Below are 16290 nucleotides of genomic sequence, written 5' to 3' on the forward strand. Positions count from 1 at the left end.
CCTATGCCGATAAATGATAAGACCCCACGACCACAGGAATTCGCCGCGGTCGACCTTGGTTCTAACAGTTTCCACATGGTCATCGCCCGTGAGGTGGATGGCGCGCTGCAGATCATCGGTCGTCTGAAGCAGCGCGTACACCTGGCAGATGGTCTTGATGAACGCAGCATGCTCAGCGAAGAGGCGATGGAGCGCGGCCTGAACTGCCTGTCGCTGTTTGCCGAACGCCTGCAGGGCTTCTCACCCTCCAGTGTCTGCATTGTGGGAACGCATACCCTGCGCCAGGCGCTGAATGCCCCTGAATTCCTCAAGCGTGCGGAAAAAGTGATCCCCTACCCCATTGAGATCATCTCCGGTAACGAAGAGGCGCGTCTGATTTTTATGGGCGTTGAGCACACGCAGCCGGAAAAAGGCCGCAAGCTGGTGATTGATATCGGCGGCGGCTCCACAGAGCTGGTCATTGGCGAAGACTTTGAACCGCGTCTGGTGGAAAGCCGCCGTATGGGCTGCGTCAGCTTTGCGCAGATGTATTTCCCGGGCGGTGCGATCTCGCGGGAAAACTTCCAGCGGGCGCGCATGGCCGCCGTTCAGAAGCTGGAAAATCTGGCCTGGCAGTACCGTATCCAGGGCTGGAACGTCGCGCTGGGGGCCTCGGGCACCATCAAAGCGGCCCATGAAGTGCTGCTGGCGATGGGTGAAAAAGACGGTTTTATCACCCCCGAACGCCTGACGTTGCTGACCGAAGAGGTGCTGAAACATAAAAGTTTCGACGCGTTAAGCCTGCCGGGTCTTTCCGACGAGCGTAAAGCGGTGTTTGTACCGGGGCTGGCTATCCTGTGCGGCGTATTCGATGCGCTGGCAATTAAAGAGCTGCGTCTCTCTGACGGCGCGCTGCGTGAAGGCGTGCTGTATGAGATGGAAGGCCGCTTCCGCCATCAGGATATTCGCAGCCGTACCGCGCAAAGCCTGGCAAACCAGTACAACATCGACCGCGAACAGGCGAAGCGGGTGCTGGAAACGACCGTACAGATGTACGATCAGTGGCAGGAGCAGAATCCGAAGCTTGCTCATCCGCAGCTTGCCGCCCTGCTGAAATGGGCCGCGATGCTGCACGAAGTGGGGCTGAACATTAACCACAGCGGCATGCACCGTCATTCCGCCTACATTCTGCAAAACAGCGATTTGCCGGGCTTCAACCAGGAGCAGCAAACCATGATGGCGACGCTGGTGCGCTATCATCGCAAAGCCATTAAGCTCGACGATCTGCCGCGCTTCACGCTGTTCAAGAAAAAGCAGTTCCTGCCGATGATTCAGTTGCTGCGTCTGGGCGTGCTGCTGAATAACCAGCGTCAGGCCACTACCACGCCGCCCACGCTGAAACTCAAAACGGATGACCATCACTGGACGCTGAGCTTCCCGCACGACTGGTTTAGCCAGAATGCGCTGGTTCTGCTGGATCTGGAAAAAGAGCAGCAGTACTGGGAAGCGGTCACCGGCTGGATGCTCAAAATCGAAGAAGAGAGCGCCGACGTCGCGGCGTAACGGCTCAGGCGTCCGCTACGGACGCCTCTGCCTCCAGCAGTGAATCAAGTGCCACCGGCCGACCTATCAGATAGCCCTGCACATAATCGATACCGAGCGCGTGAACCGCGCTACGTATCTCTTCGGTCTCCACATATTCCGCAACCACCAGCATCTTTTTCATTCGCGCTAAATGGCAAATAGAGGCCACAATCTGGTAATCCAGGCTGTTGCTGACGATATTGCGAATAAAGCTGCCGTCAATCTTGAGGATGTCTGCGTCCACGCTTTTCAGCCGCGCATAGCTTGCATAGCCGGTACCAAAATCATCTATCGCAATGCGTACGCCCATTTTTTGTAGCTGCCGGAGGGTATGCATCGCCTGCTCCGCGCTGCCGAAGGTACTGCACTCGGTCACCTCGAAGATCAACTGCCACGCCTCCACGGCGTATTTATTCAGCAGACGGCTCACCTCCAGCGGGAACTGCACCCGACAAACGGTTGAGGGCGCAAGATTAATGGCAAAGCGCTGGCCGGGCAGCCTGTCACGGTGTTCGGCCAGGAAACGCAGCGTGCGCTCCAGCACCCACAAATCGACCCGCGACGACAGGCCAAACTCCTGAGCGATGGGCAGGAACCGATCGGGAGTAAGTAACGCGCCGTCCGCATCCGGCATCCGCAGCAGCACTTCATGATAGCGATCGCCACGCAGGCCGCGAACGGGCTGCGCCAGCAGGGTGAATTCGTTGTTGTCGAGTGCCTTTTGCAGGCGGCTCATCATCGCGATTTTATCCTTCAGGCTGCGCTGCAGATGGACAGCACCACGCTGCTGAAGGTTTTCCGGGTGGTTGGTTGAGAGCGACAGATCGGCAATAACCCCTAACTCCCCCAGCACCAGATAGAGATGGTTGACGGGTGAGCGCACATAGCAGTAGCTCATGCCCACCTGCGGCTGTAGCGGCATGCCATCCCAGATAAAACGGAACTGTTTGATATGCTCATCCAGCGTCTCGATTCGCTGCTGGTGCGATTCCGCGTTGAGTCGCACCGCCAGATCATACCCGGTAAGGTGATACACCCGCTCATTGGGCTGGAGTGTGCCATTAACCCACTGTGCCAGCTGCTGTTTGTACAAAATTCGCAGCAGCACGCCATAATTTCGGCCCAGCACTTCCAGTTCAGGAATACGCAGTAAACAGAGCGCCGACCACGGGTTCCGGGCCAGATCGCGTAACAACGCCCGCAGGTTAGGCATATGGACAACCGGGTCGAGGAGCGCCAGCCTGCGGGAGCGCTTATTCACGGCACGCTGGCGGGTCGACAGCATCGACATATAGACCACCACAAACGAGAAGACCAGGTAGCTGGAAGAGGTGATCGCCAGTTGAATGTCGTAGCCCTGATTCACAGGGATATAACGGTAAAAATAGTGAATTGAGACCAGCAGGACCGGCGTCCAGATGAGGGATGTCAGCCTGTAACCAAAGCGCATCGCGCCCCAGAGCATCACCGGCATCAGGAGCGACAGCGTGTAGTTAGTGGTGAAGATAGAGCTGTTCTCATTCATTGGTATCAGCAGCAACAGCAGCAGCCCGCCCAGTATGATCAACCAGACCAGAAACTCGATGAGCGTCACCTTTTTATCTATCTGCGCGCGGCTCTGTGAAATCAATGCCCTGAAGTAACGCGGATGGCGAATCAGCCGGATTATCAGGTAACTCAGCGGTACGCCCGTTAAGCCGCTGACCAGCAGCGCCTGATAGTTGATCAGCGTGTGAATATTAAGCGGGTTCAGCCCCGCCAGGCTCTGGCGACTCTCATACACGCCCAGATAAACCGCAAACTGAAACAGCACCAGAAACAGCGTTGCCGGACATAACACCTGCCAGAAAATGCGCTGCGCCATCAGCCGTATATCGCCGTAAGCCGTCATATTGCGTCTGGGGGCAAAGACGCGATAACCGCCCCAACTCAGCACTAAGGGAATAATAAAATGGAAGATCCCGGCAACGGTTTCAAACAGCCCAACTTGCGGGTAATAGCGAATAAACAGCGACAGCACTATTCCGGGAATCGCCCCAACGCCGAAAAACAGCATTAAGGTGAGCAGGAAAAAGAGCGGCAGATAATAGAGTGCCACTATGCCGTCGCCCAGTTGCGTCAGGGTATTGGCCGCGCTCAGCACAGGCAGCAACACCACCGGTAAAATAAGCGGCAGCGCCCACCAGCGGTCTTTATTCTGTTTCAGGAAAGCAATAGTGTTCATAGATGCCCGGTTAAACCCCTTTCTCCTGAGGGAAAATGAAGACAGGCATCCGACCTGACGTACGTGCTGCCCGCTAACACCCGGGGCAAACAGTATGGAGGAGGGATTTTAAATACCACTGCGGGGAATCCGTTGACTTAAATCAAACTATTTAATTCAAAATTTCCTTTCTTCTGTTTTTTTCCGGTTAATTTTCTTCGTGTTATCAATATCGTAAATGCAATTATTATTTTTAATAACATCGGTTAATGTATATGTTGACGGTTATTTACACATCGCAGAATTGACCCACTCTTCCCGCTGTGCCTTAATATCCGCGTCGCCCAAAAGGGTATGTCCAGGAAAAACACAGTGAGTCAGGCCACTCGTATGCGAAAACGACATCGATTTAACACTCGAATGACCCGCATCATATTGCTAATCAGCTTCCTGTTTTTCTTTGGCCGCTTCGTTTATTCCTCCATTGGTGCCTGGTATCACCATCAGGACAAACTCCAGTCGCAGCAAACCAGCCTGAACGTCGATACTGCCGATCGCTAATCCGCCGGTGGGTTTTGTATTATCCGAATAATGGCCGCGATCCCTTTGCTGAGGATCTTATCCTGACGCATCACAACAGCCAGTTGCCGCCGCAATACGGGTTCAAGCGACATGATTCTTAGCCCTTCGCGGTCAGCGGCATGTTCAACCGCCATTCGCGGTACAATGCTATAACCCAACCCCGCGCGAACCATCCGTTTGATGGCCTCAATGCTGCCAAGCTGCATCACCGGCGCAATCGCTAACCCACATGCAGCAAACCAGCCATCTATCAGCGCGCGGGTGCCACTGCCGGATTCAAAGGCAATCAGCGGCTGAAGGTGCAACGCCTCAGGGGTTAAACGCGAAAATCGCTCCTGCTGCATAAGCGAGGCAATAAAAACAAACTCTTCGTCCATCACCGTCATGACGTCCAGACTTTTACCACTGACCGGCAGGGTCACCAGCCCCAGATCGAGACGGTTTTCTTCTATCGCCCTGACAATGTCGAGGGTGTTGCCCGTGGTTACCCCCACTTTCAGGAGCGGGTAGTCGCTGCGTAGCTGCTGCAACAACGTCGGTAAAAGATGGATACAGGCCGTTGCGCCAGTGCCAAGCGTCACGGTGCCGCTCACGTCGTGGCTGAATTCACTCACGGAACGAACCGCTTCATCTACCGCCTGCTGAATACGCTCTTCGTGGAGCAGCAGAGCCTGTCCGGCAGGTGTAGCCTTGATGCCACGCCCGGTTCGTTCTACCAGCCGCGTTTGCAGAAACTGTTCCAGCTGACGTATTTGCAGACTAACGGCGGGCTGGGAAATACCGAGCAGATCCGCTGCAGCCGAAAAGCTGCCGCGCTGGATCACCAGACGGAAGGTCGCAAGATATCCCAGATTGAGCGTCGTCATGCAAAGTTTCTCTTATACGGGTCATAAAGATACGGCACTGCCAGCACAATACCGCGCCCGTTATGCTCAGGACAACTGAATAACGGAATGAAAACTCATGGAAACACCTGCACTTTCCCGCCGCCTCGCTCTCACCGCCGGATGTAATCAACTTATCAACTGGGGGATCTCTTTTTATATGCCCGGCACTTTTGCCCTCGCCATTATCGCCGACAGGGGATGGACATCGCCCCAGCTCTATCTCGGCCTGACGCTGGCGATGCTGGTGATGGCCGCCGTCTCCCCTTTTGTCGCCCGTCTGCTGGCACGCTTTGGCGGGCAAAACGTGGTGATGAGTGGAACGCTGCTGATCGCCGTAAGCTGCGCGGGGATGGCATACACCCAGACCCTTCTCGGCTGGTACAGCGCCTGGCTGGTGACCGGTATCGGGATGCGCCTGTCGCTCTACGATGCGCTATTCGCCGCGCTGGTAAACCTGTATGGACAGCAGGCGCGAAATACGATCTCACGCATTACGCTGACTGGTGGGCTGGCGTCTGCTGTTTTTTGGCCGCTGGGAGACACGCTGCTGAAGGTGATGAGCTGGCAGCATGCGCTGCAAATTTACGCTCTTTTTGGACTGCTGAGCGCGGTATGTATTCGAACCCTCCCCCACCAGCGTCTGGCGATTACCCGCAGCGTAAGTGCCCCCATCCCGGCCGGTGAACGGCGTAACGGCTGGCTTTACGCAACGTTTATCGCCCTCATTACGTTCGTCTCTAACGGCACATCCACGCACCTGCCGGAGTTTATCGCCAGCGTCGGCCTGCCGATCGCCCTCGGCATGCTGTGGGGACTCGGCCAGACGGGGGCGCGCGCAATCGAGGTCATGGCGGGAGCCCGCTCAACCCCACTCTCCCTTACACGCTTTACCGCCCTCGCGATGCCGCTCTGCTTTCTTCTTGGGTTAAGCAGTACCCTGTATGCCTGGTGTGCTGCCGGATTTGTGCTGGGCTATGGCGCCATCAACGGGCTGGTGACAATCGTCAAAGCCACGCTACCGCTGGCGCTGTTCAGCACTGAAAGCTATGCCCGGCGCACTGGTTTGCTTCTGATCCCCGCACAACTGATGGCAGCAGCGTCGCCGTTTGCATACGCATGGCTTAACAAAACGCTGGGGATCGCGGGCGCTATGTGGGTGTCTACCGGGTTAACGCTGGTGATTGCCGGGCTGGCAATCGCCATTTTACGCCGTTCGGGCACGCAGAATGTATCACACTGTATCGAGAACGCCCCGCAGACAAGCCGGTACAAAAAGCCGCCCGCAGCAAACATCTCTGATACATAAAAATGGTCTTCTGTGTTCGTTATCACTATGAACCGATAAGGAGACACAGATGATTCGCCGATATTTATTGCTCCCGGCCCTGGCCGTGGCATCGGTCAGCTCCTGGGGGGCACCACTGGATAATCTCAGCGCCGCCGACGTCAACGGTCCGGCTGCCGTTGCCCCGCTTGAGCAGCCCCAGCCACCCGCCAGGCTGATTGTCGATCCGCCGCTGGCAGGCCCGCTGAGTAAGGGTGCTGTCTTTATTCAGTACCGTGTTGAAAACCTGCGGATTGAACCTGTCTTTGGACCCGACGCACTGAAAGTCACTCCGCGCATCGGCCATATTCACGTTGTGGTGGATGACGCGCCCTGGCACTGGGCGGACACCAGCGGTGAGCCGGTGATTCTGGTGGGACTGCCCGCAGGAAAACACAAGGTGACCATTATTCTGGCCGACCCGACGCATAAGCCTCTCGACCATAAAACCCTTGAATTCACCGTGCCGCCGCATGCGCCGGTCCACCATTTCTGAGGAGCCTGAAGATGAAAACATTATCGATACTGTCGGCGGGTCTGCTGGCGATGTCGGCCAGCGCCTTTGCGCAGAGTGAAACCAGCGTGGTGCTGGTGCATGGCGCCTTTGCCGACGGCAGCAGCTGGAACAAGGTGATTTCCCTTTTGCAGAAACGCCACACCGAGGTTATAGCCGTCCAGCTGCCGCTGACCTCACTAAAAGATGATGTAGCAGCCACCCGGCGCGCCATCGCTCGCGCACACGGGGACGTGGTACTGGTAGGTCACTCCTGGGGCGGCACCGTGATTAGCGAGGCCGGCAACGATGCGCGGGTGAAATCACTGGTGTATGTGGCGGCGTTCGCGCCGGACGCCGGTCAGTCAACGGCAGAACTGGCGAATAGCTACCCGGCGCCACCGGGGAGCGCCGGTATCGCAAAAACCGCGGACGGCTTTTTATACCTGCCGCCTGCGTCGGTCAGTAAGGACTTCGCACCGGATGTGAAACCGGGTGAACAACAGATCATCGCCGCCACACAGGGGCCAATAAAGGGCGATGCGTTTGGCGAAAAAGTCACTCGCGCGGCGTGGCACGCGAAGCCGAGCTGGTATGTGGTAAGCAAGAACGACCGGATGATCAATCCTGAGCTTGAACGCGCGATGGCGAAGGCCATCCACGCGAACACCACCGAGGTCGCGGCGAGCCACGTATCGATGGTGAGCCAGCCGGAAGCCATTGCCCGCACGATTGAGCAAGCGAGGCAGATGCGCTGAAGACAATTCGACCAGCGGCGCTGTACTTGCGCGAGCCTACGGTTTCGTAGGTCGGGTCAGCGCAGCGCCACCCGACAAGAAAGGCCGCTTCAGCCCCCATTCTCTGCGGGATAATCCCGGTTAATCCACGCGTGGTCCTCTTCCCACGTGAACATCCATTTGCGCACCGGCCCGGCCATCACGTTGAGATAGTAGCTGTCATACCCCGCCAGGGTTGCCACCGGGTGGTAGCCCTTCGGCACCATCACCACGTCACGGTTGTAGACCGCCATGCATTCATCCAGCGTTCTGTCGTCAGTGTAGACCCGCTGCATGCAGAACCCCTGCTCCGGGTTGATGCGATGGTAATAGGTCTCCTCCAGATACGTCTCCTGGGGCGGATTATCCGTGTCGTGCTTATGGCTCGGGTACGAGCTGGTGCAGCCTTCGTTGGTCCAGACCTCCACCACCAGCAGGCTGTCAGCCGGTTTGTCTTCCGGCAGAATGTTGTGCACATAGCGCTGGTTATGGCCTTTGCCGCGCGCTTCAGCGTCGATATCCTGCGGTGCAATCAGCCGCGTCGGCCAGCTACCTTTACCCGGAGCGGCACAAACCGCCAGTTCCAGCTTCGTGAGCGCCTTCACCTGCACCGTCTCCTGCGGGGTAACGTACACCGCCCACGGCTTGATGCGCTCGAACGGGCTCATCCGCTCGCCAATATCGTTAAACTGCGCGGAAGGCGTGCTGATGGAGGCGCGCCCGGCCACCAGCACCAGACAGCGCTCTTCGCTGACGGCGGGTAGCGTCAACTGCTGCCCCTCCTGCAGCTCATAGGCCTCAAAGCCAACATATCCCCACCCGGCGCGTTCCGGCGTGACGGACTGGGTCCGCCCTTCATCGTTCGGCTGTTGACAGCGTGATAGCAGACGTGACATGTCACCTCCTCAGATAAGCCCGGCGTCGCGCGCCAGACGGCTCAGGTTGTTATACCCCAGACGGGCATAGGTCAGCGGATGGGCAATCGCCGGATCCTGCTCCGCCTCCACCACCAGCCAGCCGTGATAATCCTGCGCTTTCAGCAGTTGCATGATCGGCGGATAATCCACGCAGCCGTCGCCCGGCACGGTAAACACACCGCTCAGCACCGCATCGAGGAAGCTGGTTTTGCGGTTTTTAACATCTGCCAGCACGTCGGCACGCACGTCTTTGCAGTGAACGTGGTTGATGCGCGACGCCCAGCGCTGCGCCACCGCCAGCGGGTCGGCCCCGGCAAAGGTCAGGTGACCGGTGTCCAGCAGCAACCCGACCTCTTCGCCGGTATGAGTCATCAGGTTGTCCACGTCGTCAGCAGACTCAATCACCGTCCCCATATGGTGGTGATAGGCAATCTGCACCCCCTGCTGCTGAGTGTAGCGGGCAAATTCCGTGAGCTTCTCGCCATACTCCTTCCAGCGTGCCTGCGGGAAGCGCGGGCGCAGATGCACCGGCGTCTGCTGCTCGCCGTGAATGCAGCCGCTCACCTCCGCAAATACCAGCACCTTTGCCCCCAGCTCGCGCAACAGCGTCAGGTGGGACTGCACGGCGGCAATCTCCTCTTCCACGCTGCGCTCCAGCAGGCGGCCGGAGTACCAGCCAGAGACCAGTTGCAGATCGTGGCGCTGCAAAATGGGGCCAAGCAGGCGCGCTTCACGCGGGAATTTGTTGCCCAGTTCGAAACCGGCAAAACCGGCCTCTTTCCCCTCACTCAGACAGGTCTCCAGCGGCGTTTCGGCACCAAGGGAAGGCAGATCGTCGTTAGTCCACGTCAGGGGGTTAATGCCTAATTGCACACTCATTGTCGTCTCCATTATGCGTGTCCGCGCTCGCGCCACCAGGCGATAAGCTGCAGGTAATTGTCCCGGATGCGCGCCACCAGTTGCGCATCGTCGATATCGTGTTTCAGCCATGCGCGGGAAGCTTCGCCAAACAGCGTGCGCCCCACGGCAAATCCTTTCACCAGTTCGTGCCCTGCCGCGGCGTTAAACCCGGCACGCAGCTGCTCGGCAGGCGCATCCAGCCCGAGGATCACCACCCCACGGCAGTGCGGATCCCGGCGCTGGATAATCTCGCTCAGTGCCGTCCAGCCATCGGACGTCAGCGGCGGCAATTTCCACCAGTCCGGGTAAATACCCAGGTTGTAGAAGCGGGAGATGGCACGCAGATAAAGTTCATCGCTGCGCGGCATGCTGGCGGGCAATATCACCTCCAGCAGCAGCTCATGCCCCGACTGGCAGCAGGCGTGGTAGACCTCGGCAATTTTCTGCTCCTGCTCCAGGCGCAGGCCGTGAGCATCTTCCGGGTGGAAAAAGACCAGGCACTTCACCACATGCTCCTGCGGCCAGCTGATAAGCTGGGTGCCGATGTTACCGTGCTCCATCTCCAGCGGACGGGAGCCCGGCAGCTCAATGGGCCGCCCGATCCACCACCCTTCACCGGTAATGGCGTTGAGCGCGTCCTGACCAAACGTACCGTCACACAGGAGGCCCGCTTTGCCTGCCAGCCCGGCACGGCTCGCCGCCTCGCGGCTGGCCTGCAGGATCAGCTGCTTGAGCGCCGGAATACGTTTGAGCGACGCCCCGCACTGCAGTGCCATATCTTCAAGCTGACTGCGGTGATCGAACGCCATTACGCACAATTCCGGCCATTCGCGGCGACGGGTGGTGACCCGGTGCAGATGGTTCAGACGCGGGTCGAGATCCGGGCGTGGAACGAGCGCGGCGCGCGAGAGATAATCATCCAGCTCAATTTTGCTCGGCATCGCCGGGGCGCAGCCGTGGCGCGAGACCACCAGCGCGCCGCAGGCGTTGGCATAGCGGCACGCCTGCTCCCAGCCCTCGTCGTTCAGGTAGCCGCGCAGCAGGCCAGACATAAAGGCATCGCCCGCGCCGAGGACGTTCAGCACCTCCACGCGCACGCCGGTCACCGTCAGGCCGTCATCCAGACGGGCCGGAATGGCACCGGTATAGACTGAACAGCCAAGCGCGCCGCGTTTGCAGACCAGTGTGGCCTGACTCACGGCACGCACCTGCGCCAGCGCCTGCAGGGTGTCCGTGCTGCCGCCCGCAATGTGGAACTCTTCCTCGGTGCCGACAATAACGTCGAAGAGGTGCAGCACCTCCTGAAGTTCACGGGTGACCTGATCGGCCGCGATAAAGCGCGTTTCGCCGTCGCCTAAGGAGGTCAGCCCCCACAGCACCGGGCGGTAATCAATGTCCAGCACCGTGCGCACGCCGTGACGACGGGCGTAGCCCAGCGCCGTCAGCACCGCCTCGCGGGTCTGCGGATGAGAAAGGTGAGTCCCGGTGATGGCAAGACACCGTGCGGAAGCGATGTAGTTTTCGTCCACATCGCTGGCCGTAATGGCCATATCCGCGCAGTTATCGCGATAAAAAATCAGAGGAAAGGTGTCCCGGTCTTTAATGCCGAGTAGCACCAGCGCCGTGAGGCGTGTTTTATCGGTGATCAGATGGCTGGTATCACAGCCCACCTGATTTAGCTCTTCGCGCAGGAACCGGCCCATATGCTCGTCGCCCACGCGGGCCAGCATCGACGAACGCAACCCCTGCCGCGCCGTGCCGTACGCCACGTTGCCGGACGAGCCACCGAGATATTTGGCAAAGCTCGACACATCCTCCAGCCGCGCACCAATCTGCTGACTGTAGAGGTCTACCGCCACGCGGCCCATGCATATCACATCAAACTGCTTTTCCACGTTGATACCTCTTCAGACAATGTCATTCACGTTCAGCCAGCGGCCTTGCTGGTGTGAGAGTGCGATGGCGTCCAGCACGCGCGAGACCTTCCAGCCCTCTTCAAAGTCCGGCCACATCGGTGCGTCGGCGGCAATGCCATCCACCAGGTCACGTACTTCCACCGTTTTTTGATCGTTAAAGCCAATACCGTGGCCTGCACCCATACAGAACGCGCCGTAGTCCGGGTGTGCCGGGCCAACCAGCAGCGTGCGGAATCCCTGACGGTTGACCGGATCGTCATGCAGATAGAGCTTCAGCTCGGCCATGCGCTCCTGAGTGAAGCTGATAGCGCCTTTCGTTCCGGTGATCACATATGACAACCCCATCTTGCGGCCGCAGGCGACGCGGGAGGTTTCAATCACACCCTGCGCCCCGCCCGAGAAACGTACCATCGCGTGGGCCTGATCTTCGTTTTCGACGGCAATCATCTCCGACGACCCGGCCTTCGCCGGACGTTCCGGGACCACAATCTTCAGGTCGCCGCAAACCTGCTCAATCTCCCCCACCAGGTACTGCGCCATATTGACGATATGCGCCGCCAGATCGCCCAGCGCCCCCAGCCCGGCAGTCTCTTTGAAACAGTGCCAGTGAATGGGCGAAAGCGGGTCGGCCATATAGTCTTCGTTGTGGGTGCCGTAGAAGTGGATCACCTCGCCTATTTCGCCGCGGGCGATAATCTCTTTCGCCAGCTGCGCCGTCGGGTTTTTCATGTAGTTGAACCCCACCAGGGTTTTCACCCCAGCCCGCTTAGCGGCCTCGACCATCTCACGCGCGTCGTGGGCGTTCAGCGCCAGCGGTTTTTCCGAGTAAACGTGCTTGCCGTGGCGGATCGCCTCCAGCGCCATCTCTTTATGCAGATGGTTGGGCGAGCAAATATCCACTACATCAATGGCCGGGTCGGCCACCAGCGCCCGCCAGTCTCCCGTTGAACGGTTAAAGCCAAACGCCTGCGCGCGCTCTGCCGCCAGCGTCGGGTTTACCTCGGCCACCATCTCACGCACCAGCTTGCCGCGCAGGTTGAATACCGTAGGGGCCTGGGCATAAGCGATGGCATGCGCCTTGCCGATATACCCGGTGCCAATTAATCCAATACGAACCTCTTTCATCGTGATCCTCACAGTGCGCCGCGACGGCTCTTGGCGTAGGTGTCGAACGCCACCGCCAGAACGATAATTAACCCGGTGATAATCTGCTGGTAGTAAGCCGAGACGTTCATCAGCACCAGGCCGTTAATCAGAATGCCCATAATGATGGAGCCGATAATGGTGCCGCCGATGCGTCCGTAGCCGCCCATCAGCGAGGTGCCGCCAATCACCACCGAGGCAATGACGCGCAATTCAAAGGAGATCCCGGCTACCGCCTCGGCGCTCCCCAGACGCGCGCTGAGAATAAAGCCCGCCAGCCCCGCCAGACAGCCAATCAGCACATAGACGCTGACCAGTACGCGCTTCACGTTCACACCCGCCAGACGCGCCGCCTCCGGGTTGCCACCGATGGCGTAAACGAAGCGCCCCCAGCGGGTTTTGTGCAGCGCCAGATAACCGCCAACGGCGACGATGGCGAAGATCCAGATCGGAATGGAGATACCGAGCAGCTCGCCCCGTCCCCACCAGCGGTAGCCCTGATCGAAACCGGCGATTGGCGCGCCGTCGTTAATCACCAGGGTCAGGCCGCGCCAGATGGTCATCCCCCCGAGGGTGACGATGAACGGCGGCAGGCGCAGGCGGGTGACGCCCAGGCCATGCAGAAAACCAATGGCCGTGCCCATCGCCAGACAAATCCCCAGCCCTATCAGCCAGCTCATGCCGCCCCAGGCGTTCGGGTCGACGGTGGTAAAGTTGTCGCCTTTAATCACGTACGCCGCGGTCATGGCGCACACCGCCAGAATGGATCCGACGGAGAGATCAATCCCGGCGGTCAGGATGACGAAGGTCATCCCAACGGCCATGATCCCGTAGATGGAGACTTCGGTCAGAATGTTGAAAATGTTGCGTTCAGAGAAAAAATTGCTGTTCTGCGACTGGAAGAAGATCAGCAGCAGGATCATGAAAATCAGCACCCCAAAGCGCTCGAAGAAGGCGATGGGATCGATGCGTCCGGCGCGTTTGACCGGGGCCTGCGTTTTAGAAATCATCTGCGTCATGAGAAACTCCGTTATGCCGCGTTCAGGGCGTTGTGGTTGATGGCCATCATCGTCATCAGCCGCTCTTCGTTGGCATCATCGCCGTGGATCTCGCCGGTGACCCGGCCTTCGCTCAGGGTGATGATCCGGTCGGACACCGCCATCACTTCAGGCAGATCGGAGGAGATCACAATCACCGCCACGCCCTTTTTCGCCATGTCAAACAGCACCTGGTGCACTTCTGATTTGGTCCCCACGTCGATGCCACGCGTTGGCTCATCGACGATCAGCACCCGCGGGTTGAGCGCCATGCAGCGTGCGAGGATCACTTTTTGCTGGTTACCGCCGGAGAGCTTGCGCACCTCCTGCGCACTGTTGACCATTTTGATCTGCAGCGCCTGGCGGTAGGACTCAATCAGATCATCCTCTTTGCGGGTATTGACGAACCAGCGCCAGTGCAGCAGTGACGAAAGGCAGGAGAGCGACAGGTTGTCGCGAATCGACAGCCCCAGCACCGCCCCCTCTTTTTTGCGATCTTCCGGCACCAGCGCCACGCCCTGATCGAGGGCATACAGCGGGTCGCGCGGCTGGTACGGCACGCCGTCAAGCTCAAAGCTGCCAGAGGTAAACGCGTCTGCGCCAAACAGGCAGCGGGCCACTTCGGTGCGTCCTGCACCCACCAGTCCGGCGATGCCCAGCACCTCACCCGCGTGGACATGGAAGCTGATGTCATGCAGGGCAATACCGTGCGGATCCAGCGGCGGCTTTTCGCGGCTCAGCCCCTTCACGGCCAGACGGATGGGTTTATCCTCATGGTGGGTTTCGCTGGCGGGACGGCGGTTAAACGCCACGTCGCGCCCGACCATCAAGCGGATCAGCTGCTCTACGTTCGTTTCTGCCACCGCGCCGGTGCCGGTGAAACGGCCATCCTGGAAAACGGTGAAACGGTCGCAAAGCTGAAAAACTTCATGCAGGCGGTGCGTCACATAGATAATGCTCACCCCGCGGTTTTTAAGCTCCCGCACCACACGGTGCAGGCTTTCTACTTCGCTGTCGCTCAGCGCGGCGGAAGGTTCATCCATGATGATCAGCCTGGCGTTGAGGGTCAGCGCTCTCGCGATCTCGACCATCTGCTGCTGGGCCACGCTCAGGCGGGCAACGGGTGTGGTCGGCGCGACGTTCAGTTGCAGGTAATCGAGAATGACCTGCGCCTCCTGGTTTACCGCTTTTTCATCGACGATCAGGTTCCGCTTGCGTGGCTCGCGCCCAAGGAACATGTTTTCCGCGACGGTCATGTTGGGCAGCAGGTTAAATTCCTGATAGATGGTGATAATGCCCTTGTTCTGTCGTTCCACCGGGGAGTCATCTACCGGCAGCGTTTCGCCGTTAAACCAGATCTCCCCGCGCGTTTGCGGCTGCGCGCCCGCAAGCGCCTTCAGCAGCGTGGATTTTCCCGCCCCGTTTTCCCCCAGCAGGGCGTGGATTTCTCCTGGCCCGACAGTCAACTGGGCATTGCTCAGCGCCCAGACGCCGGAAAAGCTTTTCGCCAGCTCGGTCACTTTCAGTAAGGGTTGCGACATCAGTCTGCTCCTCCTCATGATGAGCCGCCAAAGGCGGCTCGGGACATATTAGTTACCGGCCTCACCGATACGCTCAGCCTGCTGCAGGTTCTCTTTGGTGATAAGTGTTGGCGGGTAGTCCGCGCCGGTGATGGCTTTCTTCTCACGCACGTTGGCCACCAGTTGGCTCATTGCCGTTTGCACCGCAAAGCCCGGGCGCTGATCCGCCGTCACCGCCAGCCAGCCGTCACGCACGCGAGCCAGCGCTTCAGGAACCGCATCAAAGCCGGTTACCAGGATTTCACCGGGCTTCACGCCCTGGCTCTGCAGGGCTTCAATCGCCCCCAGCGCCATATCATCGTTGGCGGAGAGGATCACCTGCGGGCGTTTCGGTAGTGACGGCAGAACGCTTTCTACAATGCGCATCCCTTCAGAACGCATCCAGTTGCCGGTCTGATCGGCGACGATCTTGTATTTATCGCCACCCGCTTTCAGGCTGTCGCGGATCCCTTTGGTGCGTTCGATGTTGGAAGAGGAACCCGGCTGACCGGTGAGCAGAATGATCTGTGCCCCGTCGGGGAATTTGCTTTTCACGAAGTCGCCAATCGCCTGGCCGCCTTTGTAGTTATTGGCACCAAAGTGCGGCACTTTCTTCTGACTGTCGACGGAGCGGTCAAGGGTGACCACCGGCAGCTTCGCATCCTGAATTTCATCCACCGCGCTGGAGACCGCGTTCACGTCGTTCGGGGAGACGATGAACCCCTGCGCTCCGCGGGTGATGGCGTTTTCCAGGTCAGCCACCTGTTTTGGTGAACTGCCCTGCCCGTCCAGCACCTGCAACTTGACGCCCATCTCTTTTGCGGCTTTCACCGCCGTGCGCTGCATGTGAACTTCAAACGGCATCGCCAGGTTTGGCGTACTGAAAACAATTTGCTCGTTTTCGGCGAGGGCGGCCCCGGACGTCATGGCGATGAGGGCGGCTAAGATCAGCTTTTTCATTATTATGTCTCTCTGTGTAGGGTGGTTGTG

Annotated in this window: 14 protein-coding genes; 5 read left to right on the forward strand and 9 right to left on the reverse strand. The window is 58.9% G+C overall.

Annotated features, from left to right (window positions below):
- Positions 1-3: 3 nt before the first annotated feature.
- Positions 4-1542 carry an exopolyphosphatase gene (ppx, locus tag ACQG2G_RS15800; protein WP_020689986.1) on the forward strand — a complete coding sequence of 513 codons (1539 nt, stop codon included), beginning with the start codon at positions 4-6 and terminating at the stop codon, positions 1540-1542.
- Between the two features lie 4 nt (positions 1543-1546).
- On the opposite strand, the gene ACQG2G_RS15805 is transcribed toward ppx, so the two are convergent.
- Positions 1547-3787 carry a bifunctional diguanylate cyclase/phosphodiesterase gene (locus ACQG2G_RS15805; protein WP_061771573.1) on the reverse strand — a complete coding sequence of 747 codons (2241 nt, stop codon included), beginning with the start codon at positions 3785-3787 and terminating at the stop codon, positions 1547-1549.
- 369 nt (positions 3788-4156) lie between these two features.
- Here ACQG2G_RS15805 and ACQG2G_RS15810 point away from each other — a divergent pair, with 369 nt between their 5' ends.
- Complete coding sequence (locus tag ACQG2G_RS15810; protein ID WP_028027964.1) at positions 4157-4327, forward strand: YfgG family protein; 171 nt, start codon at positions 4157-4159, stop codon at positions 4325-4327.
- Here ACQG2G_RS15810 and ACQG2G_RS15815 read toward each other — a convergent pair.
- Positions 4324-5214, reverse strand: a complete 891-nt coding sequence (locus ACQG2G_RS15815) for a LysR family transcriptional regulator (RefSeq protein WP_047352201.1) — start codon at positions 5212-5214, stop codon at positions 4324-4326. The genes ACQG2G_RS15810 and ACQG2G_RS15815 overlap by 4 nt on opposite strands.
- A 97-nt stretch (positions 5215-5311) precedes the next feature.
- Here ACQG2G_RS15815 and ACQG2G_RS15820 point away from each other — a divergent pair, with 97 nt between their 5' ends.
- The 3 genes from ACQG2G_RS15820 to ACQG2G_RS15830 are packed head-to-tail and all read left to right on the forward strand — an operon-like array spanning position 5312 to position 7810.
- The gene (locus ACQG2G_RS15820) at positions 5312-6541 is read left to right on the forward strand and encodes an MFS transporter (protein WP_248078906.1); all 1230 of its coding nucleotides are present in this window, start codon (positions 5312-5314) and stop codon (positions 6539-6541) included.
- A gap of 49 nt (positions 6542-6590) precedes the next feature.
- Positions 6591-7055, forward strand: a complete 465-nt coding sequence (locus ACQG2G_RS15825; RefSeq protein ID WP_014832874.1) for a DUF6130 family protein — start codon at positions 6591-6593, stop codon at positions 7053-7055.
- An 11-nt stretch (positions 7056-7066) separates the two neighbouring features.
- Complete coding sequence (locus tag ACQG2G_RS15830; protein ID WP_061772786.1) at positions 7067-7810, forward strand: alpha/beta fold hydrolase; 744 nt, start codon at positions 7067-7069, stop codon at positions 7808-7810.
- An 89-nt stretch (positions 7811-7899) separates the two neighbouring features.
- Here the strand turns inward: ACQG2G_RS15830 and iolB are convergent, their stop codons facing one another.
- From iolB to ACQG2G_RS15865, 7 genes are read right to left on the reverse strand one after another with little or no spacing between them, the layout of a single operon-like run.
- Entirely contained in the window at positions 7900-8724 is an 825-nt protein-coding gene (gene iolB, locus ACQG2G_RS15835) for a 5-deoxy-glucuronate isomerase (RefSeq protein ID WP_061772787.1), read from the reverse strand.
- A gap of 9 nt (positions 8725-8733) precedes the next feature.
- Complete coding sequence (gene iolE / locus ACQG2G_RS15840) at positions 8734-9624, reverse strand: myo-inosose-2 dehydratase (RefSeq protein ID WP_047360346.1); 891 nt, start codon at positions 9622-9624, stop codon at positions 8734-8736.
- A gap of 11 nt (positions 9625-9635) precedes the next feature.
- A complete protein-coding gene (locus ACQG2G_RS15845) occupies positions 9636-11540 on the reverse strand; it encodes a bifunctional 5-dehydro-2-deoxygluconokinase/5-dehydro-2-deoxyphosphogluconate aldolase (RefSeq protein ID WP_038420357.1) in 1905 nt (634 codons plus the stop codon).
- Between the two features lie 12 nt (positions 11541-11552).
- Positions 11553-12686: a Gfo/Idh/MocA family protein gene (locus tag ACQG2G_RS15850; protein ID WP_061772788.1), complete on the reverse strand. Its 1134-nt coding sequence runs from the start codon at positions 12684-12686 to the stop codon at positions 11553-11555.
- An 8-nt stretch (positions 12687-12694) separates the two neighbouring features.
- Positions 12695-13723, reverse strand: a complete 1029-nt coding sequence (locus ACQG2G_RS15855; RefSeq protein ID WP_013098254.1) for an ABC transporter permease — start codon at positions 13721-13723, stop codon at positions 12695-12697.
- A gap of 11 nt (positions 13724-13734) precedes the next feature.
- On the reverse strand, positions 13735-15282 hold the full coding sequence (locus tag ACQG2G_RS15860) for a sugar ABC transporter ATP-binding protein (protein WP_029882255.1): 1548 nt from the start codon (positions 15280-15282) through the stop codon (positions 13735-13737).
- 48 nt (positions 15283-15330) lie between these two features.
- On the reverse strand, positions 15331-16260 hold the full coding sequence (locus tag ACQG2G_RS15865) for a sugar ABC transporter substrate-binding protein (protein WP_348595982.1): 930 nt from the start codon (positions 16258-16260) through the stop codon (positions 15331-15333).
- Positions 16261-16290 lie beyond the last annotated feature (30 nt).

Origin of the sequence: Enterobacter cloacae complex sp. 382A5 (genome assembly GCF_050031095.1) — a bacterium.
In the GTDB taxonomy this organism is placed as follows: domain Bacteria; phylum Pseudomonadota; class Gammaproteobacteria; order Enterobacterales; family Enterobacteriaceae; genus Enterobacter; species Enterobacter cloacae.

Excerpts from the sequence above, each read along its gene's own strand:
- ACQG2G_RS15865 (WP_348595982.1), bottom strand. The coding sequence starts at position 16,260 with ATGAAAAAGCTGATCTTAGCCGCCCTCATCGCCATGACGTCCGGGGCC.
- ACQG2G_RS15830 (WP_061772786.1), top strand. The coding sequence starts at position 7,067 with ATGAAAACATTATCGATACTGTCGGCGGGTCTGCTGGCGATGTCGGCC.
- ACQG2G_RS15820 (WP_248078906.1), top strand. The coding sequence starts at position 5,312 with ATGGAAACACCTGCACTTTCCCGCCGCCTCGCTCTCACCGCCGGATGT.
- iolE (WP_047360346.1), bottom strand. The coding sequence starts at position 9,624 with ATGAGTGTGCAATTAGGCATTAACCCCCTGACGTGGACTAACGACGAT.
- ACQG2G_RS15860 (WP_029882255.1), bottom strand. The coding sequence starts at position 15,282 with ATGTCGCAACCCTTACTGAAAGTGACCGAGCTGGCGAAAAGCTTTTCC.
- ppx (WP_020689986.1), top strand. The coding sequence starts at position 4 with ATGCCGATAAATGATAAGACCCCACGACCACAGGAATTCGCCGCGGTC.
- ACQG2G_RS15825 (WP_014832874.1), top strand. The coding sequence starts at position 6,591 with ATGATTCGCCGATATTTATTGCTCCCGGCCCTGGCCGTGGCATCGGTC.
- ACQG2G_RS15850 (WP_061772788.1), bottom strand. The coding sequence starts at position 12,686 with ATGAAAGAGGTTCGTATTGGATTAATTGGCACCGGGTATATCGGCAAG.
- ACQG2G_RS15855 (WP_013098254.1), bottom strand. The coding sequence starts at position 13,723 with ATGACGCAGATGATTTCTAAAACGCAGGCCCCGGTCAAACGCGCCGGA.
- ACQG2G_RS15815 (WP_047352201.1), bottom strand. The coding sequence starts at position 5,214 with ATGACGACGCTCAATCTGGGATATCTTGCGACCTTCCGTCTGGTGATC.
- ACQG2G_RS15805 (WP_061771573.1), bottom strand. The coding sequence starts at position 3,787 with ATGAACACTATTGCTTTCCTGAAACAGAATAAAGACCGCTGGTGGGCG.
- ACQG2G_RS15810 (WP_028027964.1), top strand. The coding sequence starts at position 4,157 with ATGCGAAAACGACATCGATTTAACACTCGAATGACCCGCATCATATTG.
- iolB (WP_061772787.1), bottom strand. The coding sequence starts at position 8,724 with ATGTCACGTCTGCTATCACGCTGTCAACAGCCGAACGATGAAGGGCGG.